Genomic DNA, 18,663 nt, shown 5'->3' on the forward strand with positions numbered 1-18,663 from the left:
GCCTAAAACTTAATGAGCATGAAAAAAGCTTTCGTAACAGGGGGCTGGCTTTGATTTAAGGATTTAATTTACTAGAAGAATCGGAGAAAATAGTGTGGGTCTCGGTGAGAGGGTCCGAAGTGTAGGTGAAAACTAATTGTCCCAGACTTAAGTATCTTACGGTGACGATTAACCTTCAGCCTGATTTTCGAGGTTGAACACCCGCTTATCGATGTTTGTGATTCGTGTGTTCAGATAATGAAAATCAGTTTCGGAATTTTTGTTGGTTACTTTTAACATAGCGATGACATCTTCTGTTTGTGTTGCTTCAATCTGTTTGACTGTTGCGTCGATCTGATTGACGTTTACTTCGACCTGATTAACCTTTTCTTTGATGTCTTTGACATCAGTACTAGTCTCATATAACTCATTTCGAAACTCTTTCATTTCACTTTTGACTCCGGTCAACTCGCTTTGAAACTCCTTCATCTGACCTTGAATTTCGGTCAACATCCCAATGATTTGATTGTCCATTTTTCTCACCTCCTTCATATCATTATAAAGTATGGCAATGCATCGTACTACCTTAAGAGGCAATAATTTGGTGTGTTGAATTTCTCTTATTTTGGTAATTTTTATACTTTTAAATGTAAAGTAAACTTGACTAACCCAATAAATGTAAAGTACACTTTGTGTAAAGCGACCTTTACATAAAGAGGGTGAATGGATGAAAAATAAAATAAAAGAACTGCGGGCTGAAAGAAGGATGACCCAGGATCAGCTGGCGGCCAGACTGGATGTATCAAGACAAACCATTATCTCGCTGGAAAGGGAACGGTATAATCCATCCATCAATCTTGCCTTCAAGCTTGCACGGGTTTTTCAATGCAGCATCGAAGATATTTTTATTTATGAGGAGGAAAGCGAATGAAGAACAATAAGACGGTCTTTTTGGTTCTGGGTGTCATCTTGCTGATCAATGCTATTTTAGTCAATTCGGCTTACATCTCCGCAGGAAAGTTCCCGGAAGGTCTCATGACCGCGGCGATTGCCATCATGAGTTTTTGCATGGCCTACTTATCAGATCACTTTGCCGCAAAAGATGAACGTGCTCAGAAAATCAGGGAACGCGGGGTTTTCGTCAGTTACTTTTGGATGCTCGGCATCATCATTGTCCTGATGGCCCTTGTTAATCCTTATGTGGGACCCGTTCATCTTTCTGCATACCATTTATTGCTCCTGATCGCTTCCCTCTATATTTCAGTTGTGTTTGTGAATATGGTTTATTATGCGAGGAAATATTGAGAGAGCGTCCGCAAAAGTTTGTCTTAAATCTAATGAAGGATTCGATTGCTTCTATGGTGTTGATCCTTTGAGTATTTTCATATTTTAGTAACTGGGCTTACCTAAGAAGGGTAAGTCTTTTTTATTGAAAAATTTTCCTTGAGTAAGAAGAGGGGTTTTGAAATAATTGGTATTAAGTGAAACGTCTATTATCAATGCAGCGGTTAACAGGAGGGATTAAATGTTTTGGATGAAATTCAGCATTACTGTAATCGGTGTTTTTATGCTTATATCTATCGTAAAGCTGGTCTTAAGAAAATTATTTAAAATAGAGAAAGTTAAAAGAGAGTGGTTTTCCTATAATCATATAAATGAGCTGCATGGCAAAATTGATATGTGGATAGGGGTTATCACAAGCATCTCACTGGTTAGTTTTAGCTGGTTTCTTCTGTTCTACAATGAAGATCTCATGTACTTATTTTTAATCGTAGCAGGCTTTTTCACGATGGTGGACTATGGAGTAAAAGCATTTTTTGAATGGAAACATAGTGAATTTCCAAAACAAGCAATATTAACGATGGCTGAGATGACGATTTTGGTAACGGCTATTTTGACAGTGTTTCCGAGTATACTTAATTGAAGTCTTTTCCATCAAAGTTCAAAAGGGCAGCTTGTGATACCCATATTGAGTTTTTCGAATAGTGAGGAGCGTGACAATGGAAAATTTAATTCACATCGTTCGTCAATTAGATGCAAAGTTCAAGATCAAAAGCTTCGGAAAAGATCCTGCTTTCAGCAGATTCATTCCTCAGGTTTATGAAGGCGAGGTTCATTGGAGGGAGAAATTCGAACCTGAATTCAACAAGTTATTCAATGGCTTGATGATAAAAGGCAATCCAGAGGTAAAAAATATATTTTTGGCCGTTTTTCCTACTAAGGAAGTGTTAGAAGGATTTATTGAAAACGGGGAATCCGGTGACCTGCTTTTCATGCATCATCCTTTATTGATGGAGTGCGGGGATCCCAATGGAAAGTGGGGAAGGGGATTCGTGCCGATTGAAGAAAAACTGTTGGACGAAATCAGGAGCAAAGGTCTTTCCGTCTATACATGTCATGCTCCCATGGATTATCACGAAACGTTAGGGACAAGCCAGGCGATGGCGGAAGCACTGAATGTGGATATTACGGAAAGGTTCATTCATGACGATCGACACGGCTGCATTGGAATAATCGGAAATGTTGAAAAAACAAATACTGAAGATTTAATAGAAAACCTCAAACGTATTTTTGACATCCCTTATGTGGATTTTGAAGGACGGAAAAAAGAGATCAAAAAGGTAGCCATTGTTGCCGGCTGCGGAGATAAAACTCAATGGATGCAGCAGGCTGAAGACAAAGGAGCAGACGCGTACATCTCGGGGGAAATCCACTGTCACATCGATAATGATTATGGGAGAAAAAGATTTGATGAAGTCATAGACTACGCCAGACAAACAAACATGTCATTGATTGGCGTATCACATTCTGCCTCCGAATATTTAGTGAAGAAAACGTTGATGGCTCCTTGGTTTGAGGAGAAGTTTGACTTTGAAGCGATTCATTTGATTCCACAGGAAGATTGGTGGCTGTAAGGAACAATAAGAGTAGGAAGTGATATAATGCAAGGCTACAACGTCCTAATGATTTACAACAAAGAAATGAACAAGCTATTAATGTGTGAAAGGCTGAAAGATCCATACAAGGGACTGAGTAATTTAGTCGGCGGAAAAATTGAAAATGAGGAAACAGGTCTGGAAGGAGCCTATCGAGAACTTCTTGAAGAAACGTCTATTTCCAAGGAAAACATCACTCTTCATCATTTAATGGATTTTACCTATCACCATCAAAATTGTTATGTAGAAGTATATGTTGGAAGATTGAACAGCGATGTGTCAATTTCGGGTGTTGAAAATATACTCTATTGGTCTGAATTAGACCATAACTTTTTTGATACGTCCTTATATGCGGGTGAAGGGAATATCGGGCATATGATTGAGCAGGTGAATCTAGTTAGAGACAGACTTTTTTAGATGATTAGTGTCTTTTTTTTTTCTTCTGAAAGGTTAACATCACCTGCGATAATTATGGCCCTGTCTCTCAAAAGCATCGAGAGAATTGTCTATAAACAAAAAGAATAGGTGTTTTCTAGAAAGGTCTTATGCAGTGATAGAGCATAAGGCCTTTTTTGCTCAACATGCCCCAAAATCAATGACAAGAATAATCTGTAAATTCCGAACTGTTGTGGTAAAATTTAACTTATTAATAAATATAGAGGTGACCCCATGAAACACTGGTTTGGCTCAGCAGCAATCTGCTTCAACGAAAAGAATGAAGTTCTTATGGTCCGGGGCAGTGATAATGAAGGGTGGGCCATCCCGTCAGGCGGTATTGAAAAAGGCGAGACGCCTGAGGTTTGCTGCATTAGGGAAGTAAAAGAAGAGACCGGTTATGACGTCAGGATTATTGAGAAGCTGACTGTAAAAGAAACCATAATTAAAGGGTTCGAAGTGAAGACCCATTATTTTAAAGTAGAGAAACTTGGTGAGAGCGAGGGCATCGATGACCCGGATGAAACCATCGTTGAAGCAGCTTGGATAGCATTGTCTGATTTAAAAGACTTGACGCATATGTATCCGGAGGATGTGGGAACGATTATTAGGTGCACTAAATAGATATTACTTATTAGTTTGGTAAAATCAAATGCTTGCGAGGTGTAGAATGATAACTTATTTTGGGACTCCACGCATTGAAACAGACCGGTTGATTCTCGAGAAGTTCAAACTCACTGATGCCCAGGCCGCTTTTGACCACTGGCTGTCAGACGAAAGAGTATCAGACAACCGGGTGAGTGCGGCTCATCAATCAATCTCACAAACTGAAGAGAGGCTGTTTAACATTGTTTCGGATTATGAAAGTAAAGAGTTCTGCTATTGGGCTATTAAACTCAAGGAAAGCGGAGAACTGATAGGCGAGATCGACCTGTATGATATTGAAAAAGCAACCGGGAATTGCGAGGTCAGCTATTCGTTAGGCTGCAATTGGTGGAACAAAGGGTATGGAACGGAAGCATTGAGGGCAGTTGTCGAATTTGGTTTCACGCAAATGAGTCTGCACAAGATTTCTGCTGCTCATAACACCGATAATCCAGCATCCGGAAGAATCATGAGCAAAGCCGGTATGCTGCAGGAAGGAATTATCCGGGATATGATCCGCAACTCGAAGAATCAATATAAGGATTGCGCGGTTTATGGGATTCTTCAGGGGGATTATTGTAAGAAAATTTAAGAACGCAAGCTGTAATACTGAAAATAAGGATGTACGTTTATTAAAGGAGAACCACAATGAAAGCACTCATCATTAAATCACCCTGGATCGATATGATTTTTGAAGGAAAGAAGACGTGGGAAATCAGGGGGTCTAACACCAAAATCCGGGGAAAGATTGCGCTCATAAAGAGTGGTTCGGGAATGATATATGGAGAAATAAACCTCGTTGAAAGTATAGAGTTGAGTTTAACAGATTACCAGGAAAACAGACGATTCCACGGGGTGGCTAGTGAAGCTGCTGGAGAGCTTCCTTATAAAAGGACGTATGCTTGGGTACTCGATAAGCCGCGAATTTATAAGGAGCCCGTTCCTTATAAGCATCCGATGGGCGCGGTCATTTGGGTAAGGTTAACCGAATAGAAATAAGTTGAAATGAAAGAAACTCATTGTATTACTAGGGAAAGAAGAAAAGAATGGACTCAAAAAGAGCTCTGGCCGCTTGCCATAGTAAGGGGGATTAAATGAGTATCTCAATACAACCACCAGCAAATACAGAAGAACTCGTACGATTTATCGAAAAAGTGAATAGGAAAAAATCAAGTCACGTCGGTTATTGCGGGGGAGAGAAAGAGGAAATCTTAGACACTCTGCTGAACGATTTTTCTGACCTCAAACTTGAGGATTCATTCATGGTTGCTTATCGAGATGGCAGTATTGTAGGAGCAATTGGATTTGATATTGATCTTGAGGAAATAACGGCAGAGGTTTGGGGCCCATTTGTTGATGAAGGGGAAGGATGGAAAGACCTTGCCGGTTCATTATGGGAAAGATCCTTGGTGATGCTCGGGAAGTATGAAATTAAGAGTGTCTCTTTTTTCTTGAATCAATTAAATAAAAATAGCATTCACTTCGTTTCATTATTGAATGGGGTCCACCAGGGAGACCATTTAATCTTAAAGGCTGGTAAAGAAACTATCCCCAAGGATGGATATTGTTCAGGAGTATCCCCGTACACTCCTGAACATAAGGCAGCATTTCTAACGTTACATAAAGAATCCTTCCCTGATACATATTACCGGGGCGAGGAAATTCTAGATAAACTGAACAATGAAAACCAGCTACTTACTGCCCATGGCGAAAATGGCGAATTCACAGGCTATGTGTATCTCGAGGCATCGCCTCAGCATGGAGAAGGGACGATCGAGTACATAGCTGTCTCTCTTACGCATCGAAAAAAAGGAGTCGGTGTAGGGCTTGTCAAAGCTGCCCTTAAAAGATTATTTGAAATTGCCAATATCAATGAAATATCACTTTGTGTGAGTAAAGAAAATACGAAGGCTATAAATCTATATACTTCTGCGGGATTTGTGACGGAGCACGAGCTGGTGTATTATCAGGTACAATTAAAGTAATACTAGATAAATCTTAAAATATGGAAAGGGATTCCCTTGGGCAGTGGGACGGTCTCCACGGGACCTGTCCCCATGGTTTATTGTGCTTATGCTATTTGCTGGTCAACTAATCTATAACTTTTATATGTGGAAGAATAAAGAGAATGAATATGAGGGAGAAATACCATGCAAAACTCCACAAGTTTTAAACCAGAGTATATCACCATCCCGCTGATCGTCATCGTAAGCATTGTCTCATTATTGACACTGTTTACAGGTCATGGGTCCATGCAAGAGACGGTTTCATTTATTTTAACGATTGCCCTTCTTTCTTTTTTAGCGTCCGATCTTAAGAAGGGTTCCTTTGGGAAGAGGTCACCACACGCAGCCTATAAGTATGTGTTGTTGGTGTTTTTATTCTCGTTTTTAACACTCATGTGAATAGGATACTTTAAATGATCAGAAATTTTATTGAATAAGGGAATTCCAGGAGGATCTTGGATACCCCTTTCTTTACTAATGGAGTTGACGAGCCAATGACAATAAAAATGATACCATGCCAATGGGAAACAAACAGACTCACCATCAAGGACATGACCGAAGTAGAAATTCAACCTGTCCAGGAGCTATATGAACAGGGAAGCTATATCCACCAATGGGACGGCGGCAGCTTGGATCACGGGTATGCTTACCGCTGTTTTACGGATGGTGACCTTCCGCCTGGCGGTACCAGGGCTCAATATAAAATCCAGGTAATAAGGCAGAAGGAAACTGGACGTCTTGCGGGATTGCTGACAACTTATAACGGCTACCCAACCCGTGAAACCTTTTACATTAACTATCTGTATATTGACAAGTCGTACCATAGACAAGGACTGGGGCAGGAGGTCGTTCGTGAACTGATCGGTATCGTAAAGCAGACTGAATATCGTGAAGTGCGGGCAAATGTTGCAATGAAAAATTGGCCTGCTCTCAGGTTTTGGACGGGGCAGGGGCTAGACATCATTCAGGGGATATATGGCGATAGAGAATACGGCGCTGACAAGTACGCCGATTTAGAGTTGGTAAAGTTTTTGTGAGATTAATAATATAAAAAGAAGAAAAGATTAAAAGTTTGCAGGGGGAGAAAATGAAGAAGTATTATTTCGTGATCCATATTGAAAGGGAGGAAATGCAGTGGAGAAAATATTAGTGAAAACAGGGATTTATTCATTTATTATTTCTTTTTTCTTGTTTGTCGCCTTTTTCAAAAGAGAAAAAAACATTGGTTTTGAAGAGGAGACTATATATGAAATCACACCATTACCTGAGTTCTTCTTTAAAATCTTCAGGTTTTCTGTCATCCTTTCAATCATTGCGGTGGTTGCCGCCTTTTTATATGTACAATATCTAAAGGATGACATTTCTGAAAAGGAGAGCGGTGATTGAATCAGATTGATGCCATATAATTGGATGCAATAAAAAACACAGGGACGAATCTCCTGTGTTTTTTTACACATCATTGATAATTAACAATCGCAGGACTCGGTTCCATTTTTAATACTTCTTCAGGCGTCAGCACCGGTACGTCTTTGTCATAAAAAATTTTGAATCCGCCATATTGATTCGGTTCATCACGTATGTACTTCTTGTACAGGGCCAGCTTGTCCGCAGCCGGTCCCCAGCCGTCAAAGTTGATGGCGACCTCGACGTTGCTTGTCGGTTGGATCTTGTCTTTATGCGTCAGTACGTGACCGGTGAACTGGTGGACGAGTACCAGTTTATCAGGCAGGTTGTTCTTTTTGGTCAGCTCCGATACATACTCGACTGCCTCCTGGATTTCCCTTCCGTCCACCTGCCCGAGATCCTCTCCGGGTTTCTCGCCTTCAGCGACGTGGAATTCGGTATCGATGGCGAGGTGAACCTGCGGGTGTTTGAGCCATTTTTCGACCATTTTCACCTGATTCATGACGGTGTCCGTCCCAAGCTGGATATCGAGGATCACCAGCGCATCATGTTTTTCAGCAAGCTCTACATACGTTTCAATATTCTCCTCTGATGTCATCCGTACATACTCTCCCTTTGGACCCGGTTCATTCTGTGCCATGGTCGTAATCAGCTCAATCGTCGGCACAGCCGGACGGTCGGGATCGGCATCGGAATACGCCTGTGTCTGTTCCTTCAGTTTCTTCATGAATTCCTCGGGCTCCATCGTACCCAGAATTCCCATGTTTTCGGACTGCGGCGTACCGTAGAAAGTGACGAGGCGGTGATTTTTTAATGGTCCGTCGGATGGATCCTTCATTCCGTTTGCCAGCGTTTCGCCTGCAGGAACCGTACGTTCGGGGTTCCCGCCCCGCGCCTCTTTATCAGGCATGTGCTGCTCTTCCTCTTTTGACAGTTTTTCCTTCAAAGGCACAGCATCTTCAGATGGTTCCAGCGGTTTGAAAGGCTGTTCGGTTTGTTCGTTTTTCTTTTTTTTCGGTGTCTCATTCTGATTTTGTGTCTCTTCCGTCTTTGATTTCTCATCTGAAGACGTTACTTCCTTCCCGGTCTTCTCAGAAGATGAATTCGTGCACGCCCCCAGTATAAGTAATGCAGATGCAAGAGCCAGAGATATTTTTTTCATTCCCACACACCCTCTCATAGAAGAAGAATATGGATGACTTTAACACATTTTCCTATACAAGAAACCTATGTAAACAGATTGATAGGAACTTTTAATCTTTAAGTAAGAGCCAAGCGGGGGTGATTTTTAAGCAAAAAAATGGGAGTCAGCAGTGAATGGTTTTCAACAAAAGGGATATTAAAACAATGTTTTATCGTATCTGCCAGATGATTACGAATTGTGGTAAAATAAGTAAAAATCGAAAAACGGGGGATGCCCAGATGTTTGAAACGTTTGACTTTGACCTCATTTTTAGGGAACGAAGCGTTGTAACACCTTTGGTGGTCATAATGTGCGGCGTGGCTGGTTCCGGGAAGACCACGTTTTCGCAGCGATTGGAGAAGAAAGGTTTTGTCCGGCTTTCCATTGATGAAGAGATATGGGCATCCAGGGGCCGGTATGGGGTTGATTTCCCCCTTGAGAAAATAGAAGAATACAAGAAAGAAGCAGAAAGGACTTTACGCACCCGTTTAATAAAGTTGATTCAAGAAAAACATCAGGTGGTCATTGATTTCAGTTTCTGGGACCGGGCAAGACGGGGTCAATATAAGAAACTTATAGAGAACTCCGGCGGTAATTGGAAACTCATTTATATGAAGGTGCACCCTGATGATTTGCGCAAACGGCTTGCAATGCGAAATCAACATTTTGACGCCAATTCGTTTCCGATTTCAGAAGAGTTATTGACCTCGTACCTAGAAGGGTTTGAAATTCCTGATGGAGAAGGGGAAATCGTTGTTGAAAATTAGTTCTGGCTGCTAATAATGGCTTTAATCACACGAATGGATGCAGGGAGGTAGCGGGATGTCTCAAACACGCTGGATTACTAAAGAGGAGATCGCTATGATGCCAGACTTCTGGTACAGAATGGCTAGTGAGATGGGAGAAGTTGATGGAGTCCCCAAGCCGGATCTGGAAAGGCTGGAAGAAGTGAAAAGCTTGTTTTACAGTGAATTTGAATCAGGCAGATTAATGTTTAGAGTCGCTGTAGATCGCAATGGGAAGATTGTTGCTTGTGCAGGTGGACTCCTCAGAAAAGAATATTCTTTTCCGCTCGCCATAGAGCAGACTCTATTTGGCTGGGTGATAGCTGTATATACGGAAAAGGATCACCGTCGTAATGGCCTGGCTTATATGTTAGTGGAGGACATCTGCTTGTGGCTGAAAGAAAAAGGGGCTGACCGGGCAAGGTTGTGGACGAGTTCGGGTGGAAGAAGCGTTTATGAGAATCTGGGATTTGAAAAGATGATGGATATGGTAAAGCCGCTTACTTGAAAAGGAGAAGACTGCAGGAGAGGCCATCTGCTTATTACTTTTTGTCTTGGAATATGAGCTGCGGTCCTGACCTTATTGAGACGGTATGAAATGGTGATGATTGCACCCATTGCCTACTTAACGTCTGGTGTCTGTTTTTATTATACGTTCTTTGGCGGTGGCGGCGATCATTTTATCGCTTGGTTTACTTGGGGTTTTATTTGATATTTTTTATAAAAAATTGAATATAGAATGAAGGAACTGTTTTGTTGAAGGCAGAAGAAAGTAGCATGCACATTTCTAAATGAAAGGCTGTGAAGCAAGTGGTGAAACAACTTATTACAATGGGCGGCGGAGGGTTCTCCATGGAACCTGAGAATCCGTTGCTCGATCGGTATATTCTTAAGCAGTCCGGTAAGGCAAATCCGAAGATCTGTTTTATTCCTACAGCTAGTGGGGACTCGGATACATATATCTCGAGATTTTATGACTTCTTTGAAAAAGAAGACTGCCAGCCTTCCCACTTGTCATTGTTCAAACCGCCTACAAGAGATATCGAGGGCTTTTTACTAGACAAAGATATTCTGTATGTTGGCGGCGGGAATACGAAGAATCTGCTGGTCTTATGGAAAGAATGGGGATTGGATAAGATGTTGAAAAAGGCTTGGGAGCAGGGTACCGTGCTCGCGGGGATCAGTGCAGGATCCATTTGCTGGTTTGAAGAGGGAGTGACGGATTCATACGGAGACGGGCTGGAGCCTTTAAAGTGTCTCGGTTTCTTAGAGGGCAGTAATTGCCCGCACTACGATGGTGAAGCCGAGAGGAGACCCTCCTATCATAGATTCATTGAATCAGGGGAAGTTCAATCCGGCATTGCGGCTGATGATGGGGCGGCTGTTCATTATATTGATCGGGACATATATAAAGTCGTCAGTTCACGACCGGATGCGAAGGCGTATAAGGTTTATTTTAAAGAAAAGGTTCATGAGGAAGAGCTTGAGACGACCTTCTTGGGGACTTAAATAAAAAAAGCAGGGGGACGACCCCCTAGTATGCTAATTTAATAGAAAGCAGGACATACACATGCAGGAATTAACGTTAAAAAACGGAACGGCATACAAAATCAGAGAATTTGAAGAAATGGATTTTAAGGGTGTTCATCAGTTAAACGCCGAAGAGGAATGGAACAATCTCGTTAAGAAAGAGGAAGATACGAAAAATGCATGGATGCATTCAACGATCAGATTCCTTGTTTTCGATGGTGACACTCTCGCCGGGTATATAAGGGGGTTCACAGATGAGAACGTGACGACATACATTTGCGAACTGCTCATCAACAAGCGTTACCGCGGCCAGGGGATCGGGTCGGAGCTGATTAAATATGTTCATCATCTGTATCCGAAAACCAGGGTCGAATTACTGGGTTCGCAAACGTCGAAATCTTTTTATGAAGCGAATGATTACAGGGCGTTCTATGGATTTAGAAAGACGATTGAGGAGTATTGAAATCGGAAGAAGATGTGCTGATGAAAAGGGGAGAATTCAATAGTATGAGCAGTGCCTTGATCATAATAGATGTACAGAAAGGGATGTTTATAAAAGGGGCAGCCGTGTACAAAGGGGAGGAGCTGATTTCTACTCTAAAAACATTGATAGAGAAGGCTCGTTCCACCGATACGCCTGTCTTTTACGTGCAGCATAATGCTCCGGCAGGAAAACCGTTGGAAGTTGGAAAAGAAGGATGGGAGATTCATGATGAAATTAAACCTCGGCCTGGGGATCCCATCATCCAAAAAGAAACTCCGAATTCCTTCTTGCATACCAAATTAGAAGAAGAATTGAATGAAAGAGGGATTAAACACATTCATATTGCAGGAATCCAAACAGAAGCATGTGTCGACACCACTTGCCGCAGTGCGTTCAGTAAGGGTTATAAAGTAACATTGATTTCAGATGCACACAGTACCTGGGATTCAGGTGATCTTACTGCGGAACAAATTATCGGCCACCATAATGGAGTGTTGAGGTGGTTTGCGGATGTTTACCCGTCTGAAGAAATAGAATTCGAGCAGCCGGCAACGTAGGGAGGGTTTTCATGAAGGGTTGGATTTTCTTTATTCTTTGTTTACCGACATTCCTGATCTCATATGTTTATTCTTTTTTTATTGCAAGTAAAATTGCCTACTTGCCGCAATCAGATTGTAAGCCTGAGTTTATTCTCACCCCGCAAGATGTTCATTATTGCAGTGATATTTATGCCATCGATGTCTTTTTAATCGCCTTGAAGACCAATCCGATTTCGTATCTATGCTTGTTTTCTGGGCTTTATATAATCGGGTTTCTGGGATATAAAATTTTCGCAAAAATAAAAGGCGGAGAATGAGGGGAATGGTGAAGGCTGCAGAAGCAGAGAACCATAACACGGGGGGATTACTCTATGTTGAAAATATTAAGAATTACTATTGCCTCCATCGCACTTATCATGGCAAGTTACAGCCTGATAACAGACAACTTTTGGCTGCAGCCTTACACGTTATTCTTGTTGGGCATGATGCTGCTGATAATGGGACTGGAAGAATTCCAAAAAGGAAAGATCGTTTACGGCTACCTAAGTGTTGGGGTTAGTTTGTTTTTAATGGTGGTGTTGTTTTTTATTTGAGTGGGATATGGATATGTTTATATAAAAATAGTTGGATAATGCAATGAGGGGGTGATCCGTTGGAAAAAGGCATTTTGGAATATATGGTTCTTGGTGAGGGAAAGACTCCCTTGGTCCTTGAAGTTGGCATAGGGGGCTCTTTCTATAATTGGTGGCCCTTTGTCCAGGAGTTGAGAAAGGATTTTACGATTGTGATGTACCATAGAGCTGGTTATGGAAAAAGCAAAGTATCAAGTAATCAACGAGATATCAAAAATATAGCTGAAGAATTGGATTCGTTACTAATTCATTTAGCCATCAAAGAAAAATTTGTTTTAGTTGGTCATTCATTTGGAGGTCTGTGCGTACAGCAATATGCAAAGATGTTCCCCGAGAAATTGAAAGCCGTGGTGCTGATTGATTCAACTTCTTTCCAATTTAAGAGACTGTATGATCTTGATTTACCAGTTATGTATTCGTATATCAGTCTGGAAAAGATGATTGAAAGTAACTTACAATCCTCATTGAAAACTAGAGAAGAGCTGGAATTGGATTTTCAAGATACACTCCAAGGTGCACAACAGATTCTCCCCGAAGAGCAGTTTGATCGATTTGTGGACTTTATCACAAGCCCTGATCTTTTTAAAACCATAGCGGAAGAATTTCAAAATTGGGATAAAGACAGCGAGATCATAAAAGCTGCTGGTGAGTTTCCTGAAATTCCACTAGTCGTTATTGCTCGGGATGAAAAGGTATCTGCGCTTCCCTTTATTGAATTCGGGATTCCCGAAGAGGAAGCGTACCTGCACGAGAAAATATGGAGAGAGTTACAAATCGAGTTATCACAGATGAACAGCCAAGGTAAGCTTGTTCTGGCTCATGATAGTGATCATGAAATACATAAGGACAGACCTGAAGTGATTGTGGAATGTTTGCAAAAGTATAAATAAATCGAGTGCTGGGAGAAATCTACATGTCATACAACAAAAAAGAAGAAAAGCTCACCGGAGGTAACGTCTCATCCGTCTATCGATTGGAAGATACGGTCCGCCGGGAATTAAAACCGGAGAGTCATAAAATACATAAGCTGTTAAATCATTTGGAAAAGAAAGGATTCAGCCAAGCACCTGTGTTTCTAGGGATCGATGAGAAAAACAGGGAGATTCTTTCTTTTATAGAAGGAGAAGCGGGCAACTACCCTCTGAAGGAATACATGTGGGCTGATGAAGCGCTGGAGGAGATCGCAAAAATGCTCCGTTTTTATCATGACGCGGTCAGCGATTTTCCATTTGATGAAAGCTGGCAGCCGATCGATAACACTCCAAAGCCGTATGAGGTCCTGTGCTATAATGATTTTGCAATTTACAACATCATTTTTAATCATAAAAGGCCGGTTGGGATCATCGATTTTGATGTTGCCGGCCCGGGCCCGAGGATTTATGACATTGCCTACACGCTCTACACATGTGTGCCGTTAAGCCGGCATTACCATACTGAAGCGGGTGAGGAGGTCCTCTATCAATCAGCCAAAGATGCCGAGCTGATCAAACGAAGAGTGAAGTTATTCTTTAAAGCCTATGGAATGGATTTTGAAGAGGATTTTGTGGAGATGGTTGTACTGCGGTTGGAAGGACTGTGTAAAACGATGCAACGTAAAGCCGCAGAAGGTGATGCTGCTTTTCAAAAGATGATCGATGAAGGGCATGTCGAGCATTATAAAAAGGATATTGCGTTTGTTCGGGAGCATGGGGAAGAGTGGAGATCGTAAGTGGGCGATTTCTCTGGGAAAGGGACAGAAATGTCCTTTTTTTCGTTGGAAATGATGAAAAAATGACTGAATCTGTCCGCAGTGGTCATACTTGGGCCTGTTTCCCGGAGTGGAAGGAGTATCGAAAAGGCAAAAAAGCGGCTCGGAACGGAAAATATTAATATACTAATTTTTATTGCGCCGGTTTTCGAATAATTGCGCCGGAATCTCAATTATTGCGCCGCTTTCTCATTAATTGCGCCACTTTCACGATAATTGCGCCTGTTGTCGAATTTTCTTTACTGGGAAGGATGGGTACTGCCGCGTCCGCATAAAACAAACATCATAATAACAAGTGTAACAATGACATCATCAGGGAAAAGGGGGAGAAAACAATAGAGGAGGACCTTCAAAGTGACGCAGCAAAATGACATGGATGAGGCATTAAAGCGGCTGGAAGATGATTATGTGAGAGCCGTAAAGGAGAATGACAGCACGAATGTAAAGGATTTTATTGAACAATTTTTGTATGATTCGTGGGAGTATAATGATCAGAATATAGAAATGATCAAGACCGTTCTGGGCCGTTACTCAAGTGGGAGGATTCCTCAGCGAACCTTTCGCTCATCATTCAATTATATGACTGAAGAGCTTCAGGAGAAATTGAGGCAGCTAGATCATGATAAGGTATATCCTGTCCTTCACTCGAAGGATGGAGCTTCTATGCTCGTCGCTTTCGTAGACGGTCTGGTGCTGCAGTACTATATAGGAGCATATGACGTTGACGATTTAAGAGAGATGACTCCGTATTTAAAACGTGTCATTCTGCAGATGTTGAAAACGGAAGTGTAAGGGAAACGAGAAGATAGGGCCAGTCCCCCAGGCGTGCTTGGGGACTGGCCCTTATTTTGATGTGGCAGTAAATAGGGCGGAGGAGGTATTGAAATGCAGGATACTTTTCCTTTGATTTAATGAATAAATAACTTGAATTCAATTGAAACATATATTACAATTCAAATCGTAATGATTTCGATTTAACCAAGGTATAGGATGTAAAACGGTGAAGTCAGAAGTTTGCAGGCTCATTGAATTCACGTCAAAATCAATGGATTCTTCACAGTACCTAAGAAATCGTACCTACATACAAGTCACAAAGGTGAAACGTGTAACAAAATAATATTTTTTTAAGTTGTAAATCGTAATGATTTCGATTTAATTATTGGAGGAGAAAAAATGTCTAAGAGAATTGTAGGTTTACTAAGTTTGTTTACTCTGATTTTCGGGGTGGCTGCTTGTGGTCTTGTAGAGACAAATAGCGGGGAAGAAAGCAAAGATCCAAAGGAGAAGGTAAAGGTTTTTACTACTGTTTATCCCCTGCAGTATTTTGCTGAACAGATTGCAGGGGATGAAGCTGTGGTGGAGTCAATCTTGCCGCCGGGTTCCGATCCTCATCATTATGAACCAACGACGAGAGAGATGGTGAAAATCGCTGAGTCCGATGCTTTCATTTATAATGGAGCAGGTCTGGAATCTTATGCAGAGCAAATCTCAGATTCTATTCAATCCGCAGACGTGAAAATAGTGGAAGCTTCAAAAGGGATAGACTTAATAGATCACGGCCATGATCATGAAGGAGAAGAGGGAAATCATGATGAAGAAGAGGAAAATCATGATGAAGAAGGGGATCATGAAGATGAACATAAGGGACATGGGAACAAAGATCCCCACGTGTGGCTGGATCCAATGCAGTCTATCAAGCTGGCAGAAAACATTAGGGATACACTGGTAGAACTTAAACCTGAAAAAGAAGAAACCTTTAATGAAAACTTCAAAGAGCTAAAAGGAAATCTTGAAAATCTACATGATGAATTCCATACAAAGATTGAGAGTTTGCCAGGAAATCGAATCATTGTATCTCATGCTGCATACGGATATTGGGAGCAAGCCTACGGGATCGAGCAACTTGCTGTTTCTGGTTTAAGCCCCAGCAATGAACCTTCACAAAAAGAGCTGCAAAACCTTATTGAAATGGCAGAAAAGTATGGATTGAAATACGTGCTTTTCGAACAGAATGTAACTCCTAAAGTGGCCGATGTCGTTAGAAAAGAAATCGGTGCAGAGGCTTTGCGTGTCCACAATTTATCAGTTTTGACAGAAGAAGACATGAATAATAACGAGGATTACTTTACACTCATGCATCATAATTTAGAAATATTATCCCAAGCCTTATCCCAACCTTCAAAGACTTCGGCAGAATCATCTGGCAGTGAGCAAGGGCACGACCATGCTCATGACGAAGAAACAGAGAAAATTTATGATGGGTACTTTGAAGACAGTCAAGTAAAGGACCGTTACCTTTCAGATTGGGAAGGTGACTGGCAATCTGTTTATCCATTCCTTAAAGATGGTACTCTTGATGAAGTGTTTTCCCATAAAGCAGAACATAATGGAGATAAATCAGCCGAAGAATACAAAGAGTACTATAAGGCAGGGTACCAAACAGATGTCGACCGGATATTGATTGAAGGAAACACTGTAACATTCTATGAAAACGGGGAAGAGAATTCGGGTGAATACATCTATGATGGATATGAAATCCTGACCTACGATGCCGGAAATAGAGGAGTAAGATTCATCTTTAAACGAGCAGAACAATCCGGGGATCTTCCACGATACATTCAATTCAGTGACCATAGTATCTATCCGACAAAAGCTGATCACTACCATCTGTATTGGGGCGACGACCGTGAAGCTTTACTAAATGAAGTCACCAACTGGCCAACTTATTATCCATCAGAAATGACTGGAGAAGAGATAGCAGATGAAATGATGGCTCATTAATTTGAATTTCAAATTTTGATATTTCTTACGGTCTTGGTGCTCAGGTGCCAATACTGATGGATTGCTGACCCCTGCAGTTTTTCCTGGTTTTCAACAATATTTTAAAAAATCCGGGCCTGACCCCCGATGCGGTGAAATTTCACTGTGCCTCGGGTCAGGCCCTTTTCCCTGTGCTTGCTAATCATTTGAAAAAATACGGAAAAAATGTAACTTTATTGAAGGTTAAGCGTCTCTATAGTAGATAGGGGATGAAAAGGGGCAATGAGGGGAGGAAATTCATTGAAGATTGTTTTTAAATTATTGATTGCAGCTGCACTATTTTTAACGGGATGTACAGATAACAATCCGGCAAACTGGAAGTTAAGTCCTGCGTTTACTTATGAGAATATGACCTTACATGGTACTGAAGGGAAGTTCGGAATGATCAAAGTGAACGGGGAAAGCGATGAGCCGGAATTTCCAGTAGGTGAGGGCAGACAGTATCAGGTTTATTTCTTGGAGAGACCAGAAGATTTTAATGGTAAACGTTATAAGATGGCTGCAACCCATAAGGATACAGGCGAGACTGTGAAACTTTATGAATGGGAGATTGATAACGAACAAAGCGGTGCGAAATTTGTACTTGATCGTGCAGGGCTTTGGAAGATTGATGTATTAGTTGACGATGAACCGTATACAAATTTTATCGTTGAAGCAAAATAGATGGTTATACCAACGGGAGGCTGATTAACGCAATAGCGCCTGATCATTAGAAAAGGAGAGGAAAATGAGACGTTTTAGAAAACTACTTTTTTACCTGTTTATCTTGTTTACAATATTGGTTACCGGCTGCTCTAATGAACTATCAAATGAAGAACAAAACATAGAAGTCCGGGAACGCTCAGACTATGATCCAAATAAGTATAGAAATCTTAAGGAAATAAGTAACAACGAACAAGTCCGGCAGGTTCGGGACATATTAAATGATGCAAAGTGGGAAGAAAAAATAGTAAATATGACAAGATTAGCTGATTATCGTTTTACCTTCCATTTTAAAAATCCTGATATTGAAGCAAAACCCGTTATCTATGAACTTTGGATCAGTCCCGACTTGGATACAGTAGAAGTTATTAGAGGACAAAGAGAATATACTCAAATAAGTGAACAAAACTCAGAAATCTTATATGAAACGTTAACTGGAAATAAATTATCTGAGTTAGAAGGAAGAATGGGGATGGGTCAAAACTATGAAGAAGCTCTTGAACATGTATATTTTTTTAATCGGGCATCAGATTTAGAACCTGAAATTTCGTCTGAAGATGCTAAGAATGAATGGATTGATCGATTAAAAGATTTAAGAGAACAAGGCATTTACCTTGGGTCGGTTTTTTAGTTAAAAACCGGCTTTTTAATTTGCTCATAGTACTACGTTCATATCCTGATGCCACAGAATCATAAGAATAAATTTCCTCTAATCCATGCTTTTTGACTCATCACATTCCTCCCCTTATAGGTTGAAAGAATCTTTTCTTTGTTAATGTTATGAAATACGACAAAAATGAACTAATTATGTCGAATGTTGTCTATGTCAGTCATTT

General features: G+C 41.0%; 27 protein-coding genes. 25 read left to right on the forward strand and 2 right to left on the reverse strand.

Annotated features, from left to right (window positions below; translation table 11 throughout):
• Positions 1–168: 168 nt before the first annotated feature.
• A complete protein-coding gene (locus AAEO50_RS05115; RefSeq protein WP_341981177.1) occupies positions 169–513 on the reverse strand; it encodes a hypothetical protein in 345 nt (114 codons plus the stop codon).
• Positions 514–706: 193 nt separating this feature from the next.
• Between AAEO50_RS05115 and AAEO50_RS05120 the strand changes: the two genes are divergently transcribed.
• From AAEO50_RS05120 to AAEO50_RS05175, 12 genes are all read left to right on the forward strand, one after another.
• Positions 707–910 (forward strand): helix-turn-helix transcriptional regulator, encoded by a 204-nt coding sequence (locus tag AAEO50_RS05120; RefSeq protein ID WP_341981179.1) that lies wholly within the window; start codon positions 707–709, stop codon positions 908–910.
• Complete coding sequence (locus AAEO50_RS05125) at positions 907–1,284, forward strand: hypothetical protein (RefSeq protein ID WP_341981181.1); 378 nt, start codon at positions 907–909, stop codon at positions 1,282–1,284. Before AAEO50_RS05120 ends, AAEO50_RS05125 begins: the two co-directional genes overlap by 4 nt.
• Before the next feature lie 220 nt (positions 1,285–1,504).
• Positions 1,505–1,903, forward strand: a complete 399-nt coding sequence (locus tag AAEO50_RS05130; protein WP_341981183.1) for a DUF4181 domain-containing protein — start codon at positions 1,505–1,507, stop codon at positions 1,901–1,903.
• Between the two features lie 76 nt (positions 1,904–1,979).
• The gene (locus AAEO50_RS05135) at positions 1,980–2,894 is read left to right on the forward strand and encodes a Nif3-like dinuclear metal center hexameric protein (RefSeq protein WP_341981185.1); all 915 of its coding nucleotides are present in this window, start codon (positions 1,980–1,982) and stop codon (positions 2,892–2,894) included.
• A gap of 27 nt (positions 2,895–2,921) precedes the next feature.
• Positions 2,922–3,332, forward strand: a complete 411-nt coding sequence (locus AAEO50_RS05140; RefSeq protein WP_341981187.1) for an NUDIX hydrolase — start codon at positions 2,922–2,924, stop codon at positions 3,330–3,332.
• 252 nt (positions 3,333–3,584) lie between these two features.
• Positions 3,585–3,974, forward strand: coding sequence for an NUDIX hydrolase (locus AAEO50_RS05145; protein ID WP_341981189.1), 390 nt, complete (start codon positions 3,585–3,587; stop codon positions 3,972–3,974).
• Between the two features lie 46 nt (positions 3,975–4,020).
• Entirely contained in the window at positions 4,021–4,587 is a 567-nt protein-coding gene (locus AAEO50_RS05150; protein WP_341981192.1) for a GNAT family N-acetyltransferase, read from the forward strand.
• Positions 4,588–4,643: 56 nt separating this feature from the next.
• Positions 4,644–4,988, forward strand: coding sequence for an ASCH domain-containing protein (locus tag AAEO50_RS05155; RefSeq protein WP_341981194.1), 345 nt, complete (start codon positions 4,644–4,646; stop codon positions 4,986–4,988).
• A 101-nt stretch (positions 4,989–5,089) separates the two neighbouring features.
• The gene (locus tag AAEO50_RS05160; protein WP_341981196.1) at positions 5,090–5,980 is read left to right on the forward strand and encodes a GNAT family N-acetyltransferase; all 891 of its coding nucleotides are present in this window, start codon (positions 5,090–5,092) and stop codon (positions 5,978–5,980) included.
• 165 nt (positions 5,981–6,145) lie between these two features.
• On the forward strand, positions 6,146–6,400 hold the full coding sequence (locus AAEO50_RS05165; protein WP_341981198.1) for a hypothetical protein: 255 nt from the start codon (positions 6,146–6,148) through the stop codon (positions 6,398–6,400).
• 95 nt (positions 6,401–6,495) lie between these two features.
• Positions 6,496–7,038 carry a GNAT family N-acetyltransferase gene (locus AAEO50_RS05170; protein WP_341981200.1) on the forward strand — a complete coding sequence of 181 codons (543 nt, stop codon included), beginning with the start codon at positions 6,496–6,498 and terminating at the stop codon, positions 7,036–7,038.
• 97 nt (positions 7,039–7,135) lie between these two features.
• Positions 7,136–7,387 (forward strand): hypothetical protein, encoded by a 252-nt coding sequence (locus AAEO50_RS05175; protein ID WP_341981203.1) that lies wholly within the window; start codon positions 7,136–7,138, stop codon positions 7,385–7,387.
• Positions 7,388–7,457: 70 nt separating this feature from the next.
• On the opposite strand, the gene AAEO50_RS05180 is transcribed toward AAEO50_RS05175, so the two are convergent.
• A complete protein-coding gene (locus tag AAEO50_RS05180; protein ID WP_341981205.1) occupies positions 7,458–8,567 on the reverse strand; it encodes a hypothetical protein in 1,110 nt (369 codons plus the stop codon).
• Positions 8,568–8,827: 260 nt separating this feature from the next.
• On the opposite strand from AAEO50_RS05180, the gene AAEO50_RS05185 reads away from it, so the two are divergent.
• The 13 genes from AAEO50_RS05185 (at position 8,828) to AAEO50_RS05245 (ending at position 18,458) form a co-directional block, all read left to right on the forward strand.
• Entirely contained in the window at positions 8,828–9,355 is a 528-nt protein-coding gene (locus AAEO50_RS05185; RefSeq protein WP_341981404.1) for an ATP-binding protein, read from the forward strand.
• A 55-nt stretch (positions 9,356–9,410) separates the two neighbouring features.
• The gene (locus tag AAEO50_RS05190; RefSeq protein WP_341981207.1) at positions 9,411–9,881 is read left to right on the forward strand and encodes a GNAT family N-acetyltransferase; all 471 of its coding nucleotides are present in this window, start codon (positions 9,411–9,413) and stop codon (positions 9,879–9,881) included.
• 305 nt (positions 9,882–10,186) lie between these two features.
• A complete protein-coding gene (locus AAEO50_RS05195; protein WP_341981405.1) occupies positions 10,187–10,882 on the forward strand; it encodes a Type 1 glutamine amidotransferase-like domain-containing protein in 696 nt (231 codons plus the stop codon).
• Positions 10,883–10,943: 61 nt separating this feature from the next.
• Entirely contained in the window at positions 10,944–11,366 is a 423-nt protein-coding gene (locus tag AAEO50_RS05200; protein ID WP_341981209.1) for a GNAT family N-acetyltransferase, read from the forward strand.
• A gap of 44 nt (positions 11,367–11,410) precedes the next feature.
• Positions 11,411–11,944 carry a cysteine hydrolase family protein gene (locus tag AAEO50_RS05205; protein WP_341981406.1) on the forward strand — a complete coding sequence of 178 codons (534 nt, stop codon included), beginning with the start codon at positions 11,411–11,413 and terminating at the stop codon, positions 11,942–11,944.
• A gap of 11 nt (positions 11,945–11,955) precedes the next feature.
• Positions 11,956–12,243, forward strand: coding sequence for a DUF4306 domain-containing protein (locus tag AAEO50_RS05210; RefSeq protein ID WP_341981211.1), 288 nt, complete (start codon positions 11,956–11,958; stop codon positions 12,241–12,243).
• Positions 12,244–12,297: 54 nt separating this feature from the next.
• Positions 12,298–12,519 carry a DUF3953 domain-containing protein gene (locus AAEO50_RS05215; protein ID WP_341981213.1) on the forward strand — a complete coding sequence of 74 codons (222 nt, stop codon included), beginning with the start codon at positions 12,298–12,300 and terminating at the stop codon, positions 12,517–12,519.
• A gap of 59 nt (positions 12,520–12,578) precedes the next feature.
• Positions 12,579–13,448 (forward strand): alpha/beta fold hydrolase, encoded by an 870-nt coding sequence (locus tag AAEO50_RS05220; RefSeq protein ID WP_341981215.1) that lies wholly within the window; start codon positions 12,579–12,581, stop codon positions 13,446–13,448.
• Positions 13,449–13,471: 23 nt separating this feature from the next.
• Complete coding sequence (locus AAEO50_RS05225; protein ID WP_341981217.1) at positions 13,472–14,266, forward strand: aminoglycoside phosphotransferase family protein; 795 nt, start codon at positions 13,472–13,474, stop codon at positions 14,264–14,266.
• A gap of 393 nt (positions 14,267–14,659) precedes the next feature.
• Positions 14,660–15,097 carry a hypothetical protein gene (locus tag AAEO50_RS05230; RefSeq protein WP_341981219.1) on the forward strand — a complete coding sequence of 146 codons (438 nt, stop codon included), beginning with the start codon at positions 14,660–14,662 and terminating at the stop codon, positions 15,095–15,097.
• A gap of 381 nt (positions 15,098–15,478) precedes the next feature.
• Entirely contained in the window at positions 15,479–17,086 is a 1,608-nt protein-coding gene (locus tag AAEO50_RS05235) for a metal ABC transporter solute-binding protein, Zn/Mn family (RefSeq protein WP_341981221.1), read from the forward strand.
• Positions 17,087–17,365: 279 nt separating this feature from the next.
• A complete protein-coding gene (locus AAEO50_RS05240) occupies positions 17,366–17,788 on the forward strand; it encodes a hypothetical protein (RefSeq protein ID WP_341981222.1) in 423 nt (140 codons plus the stop codon).
• Positions 17,789–17,852: 64 nt separating this feature from the next.
• On the forward strand, positions 17,853–18,458 hold the full coding sequence (locus AAEO50_RS05245) for a hypothetical protein (protein ID WP_341981224.1): 606 nt from the start codon (positions 17,853–17,855) through the stop codon (positions 18,456–18,458).
• The last annotated feature ends 205 nt before the right edge of the window (positions 18,459–18,663 follow it).

The organism is Rossellomorea oryzaecorticis (assembly GCF_038405515.1).
Lineage (GTDB): Bacteria > Bacillota > Bacilli > Bacillales > Bacillaceae_B > Rossellomorea > Rossellomorea oryzaecorticis_A.

Excerpts from the sequence above, each read along its gene's own strand:
- AAEO50_RS05155 (WP_341981194.1), top strand. The coding sequence starts at position 4,644 with ATGAAAGCACTCATCATTAAATCACCCTGGATCGATATGATTTTTGAA.
- AAEO50_RS05130 (WP_341981183.1), top strand. The coding sequence starts at position 1,505 with ATGTTTTGGATGAAATTCAGCATTACTGTAATCGGTGTTTTTATGCTT.
- AAEO50_RS05205 (WP_341981406.1), top strand. The coding sequence starts at position 11,411 with ATGAGCAGTGCCTTGATCATAATAGATGTACAGAAAGGGATGTTTATA.
- AAEO50_RS05115 (WP_341981177.1), bottom strand. The coding sequence starts at position 513 with ATGGACAATCAAATCATTGGGATGTTGACCGAAATTCAAGGTCAGATG.
- AAEO50_RS05245 (WP_341981224.1), top strand. The coding sequence starts at position 17,853 with ATGAGACGTTTTAGAAAACTACTTTTTTACCTGTTTATCTTGTTTACA.
- AAEO50_RS05160 (WP_341981196.1), top strand. The coding sequence starts at position 5,090 with ATGAGTATCTCAATACAACCACCAGCAAATACAGAAGAACTCGTACGA.
- AAEO50_RS05125 (WP_341981181.1), top strand. The coding sequence starts at position 907 with ATGAAGAACAATAAGACGGTCTTTTTGGTTCTGGGTGTCATCTTGCTG.
- AAEO50_RS05235 (WP_341981221.1), top strand. The coding sequence starts at position 15,479 with ATGTCTAAGAGAATTGTAGGTTTACTAAGTTTGTTTACTCTGATTTTC.
- AAEO50_RS05165 (WP_341981198.1), top strand. The coding sequence starts at position 6,146 with ATGCAAAACTCCACAAGTTTTAAACCAGAGTATATCACCATCCCGCTG.
- AAEO50_RS05180 (WP_341981205.1), bottom strand. The coding sequence starts at position 8,567 with ATGAAAAAAATATCTCTGGCTCTTGCATCTGCATTACTTATACTGGGG.
- AAEO50_RS05215 (WP_341981213.1), top strand. The coding sequence starts at position 12,298 with ATGTTGAAAATATTAAGAATTACTATTGCCTCCATCGCACTTATCATG.
- AAEO50_RS05200 (WP_341981209.1), top strand. The coding sequence starts at position 10,944 with ATGCAGGAATTAACGTTAAAAAACGGAACGGCATACAAAATCAGAGAA.
- AAEO50_RS05225 (WP_341981217.1), top strand. The coding sequence starts at position 13,472 with ATGTCATACAACAAAAAAGAAGAAAAGCTCACCGGAGGTAACGTCTCA.
- AAEO50_RS05140 (WP_341981187.1), top strand. The coding sequence starts at position 2,922 with ATGCAAGGCTACAACGTCCTAATGATTTACAACAAAGAAATGAACAAG.
- AAEO50_RS05185 (WP_341981404.1), top strand. The coding sequence starts at position 8,828 with ATGTTTGAAACGTTTGACTTTGACCTCATTTTTAGGGAACGAAGCGTT.
- AAEO50_RS05150 (WP_341981192.1), top strand. The coding sequence starts at position 4,021 with ATGATAACTTATTTTGGGACTCCACGCATTGAAACAGACCGGTTGATT.
- AAEO50_RS05170 (WP_341981200.1), top strand. The coding sequence starts at position 6,496 with ATGACAATAAAAATGATACCATGCCAATGGGAAACAAACAGACTCACC.
- AAEO50_RS05190 (WP_341981207.1), top strand. The coding sequence starts at position 9,411 with ATGTCTCAAACACGCTGGATTACTAAAGAGGAGATCGCTATGATGCCA.
- AAEO50_RS05210 (WP_341981211.1), top strand. The coding sequence starts at position 11,956 with ATGAAGGGTTGGATTTTCTTTATTCTTTGTTTACCGACATTCCTGATC.
- AAEO50_RS05135 (WP_341981185.1), top strand. The coding sequence starts at position 1,980 with ATGGAAAATTTAATTCACATCGTTCGTCAATTAGATGCAAAGTTCAAG.
- AAEO50_RS05145 (WP_341981189.1), top strand. The coding sequence starts at position 3,585 with ATGAAACACTGGTTTGGCTCAGCAGCAATCTGCTTCAACGAAAAGAAT.
- AAEO50_RS05120 (WP_341981179.1), top strand. The coding sequence starts at position 707 with ATGAAAAATAAAATAAAAGAACTGCGGGCTGAAAGAAGGATGACCCAG.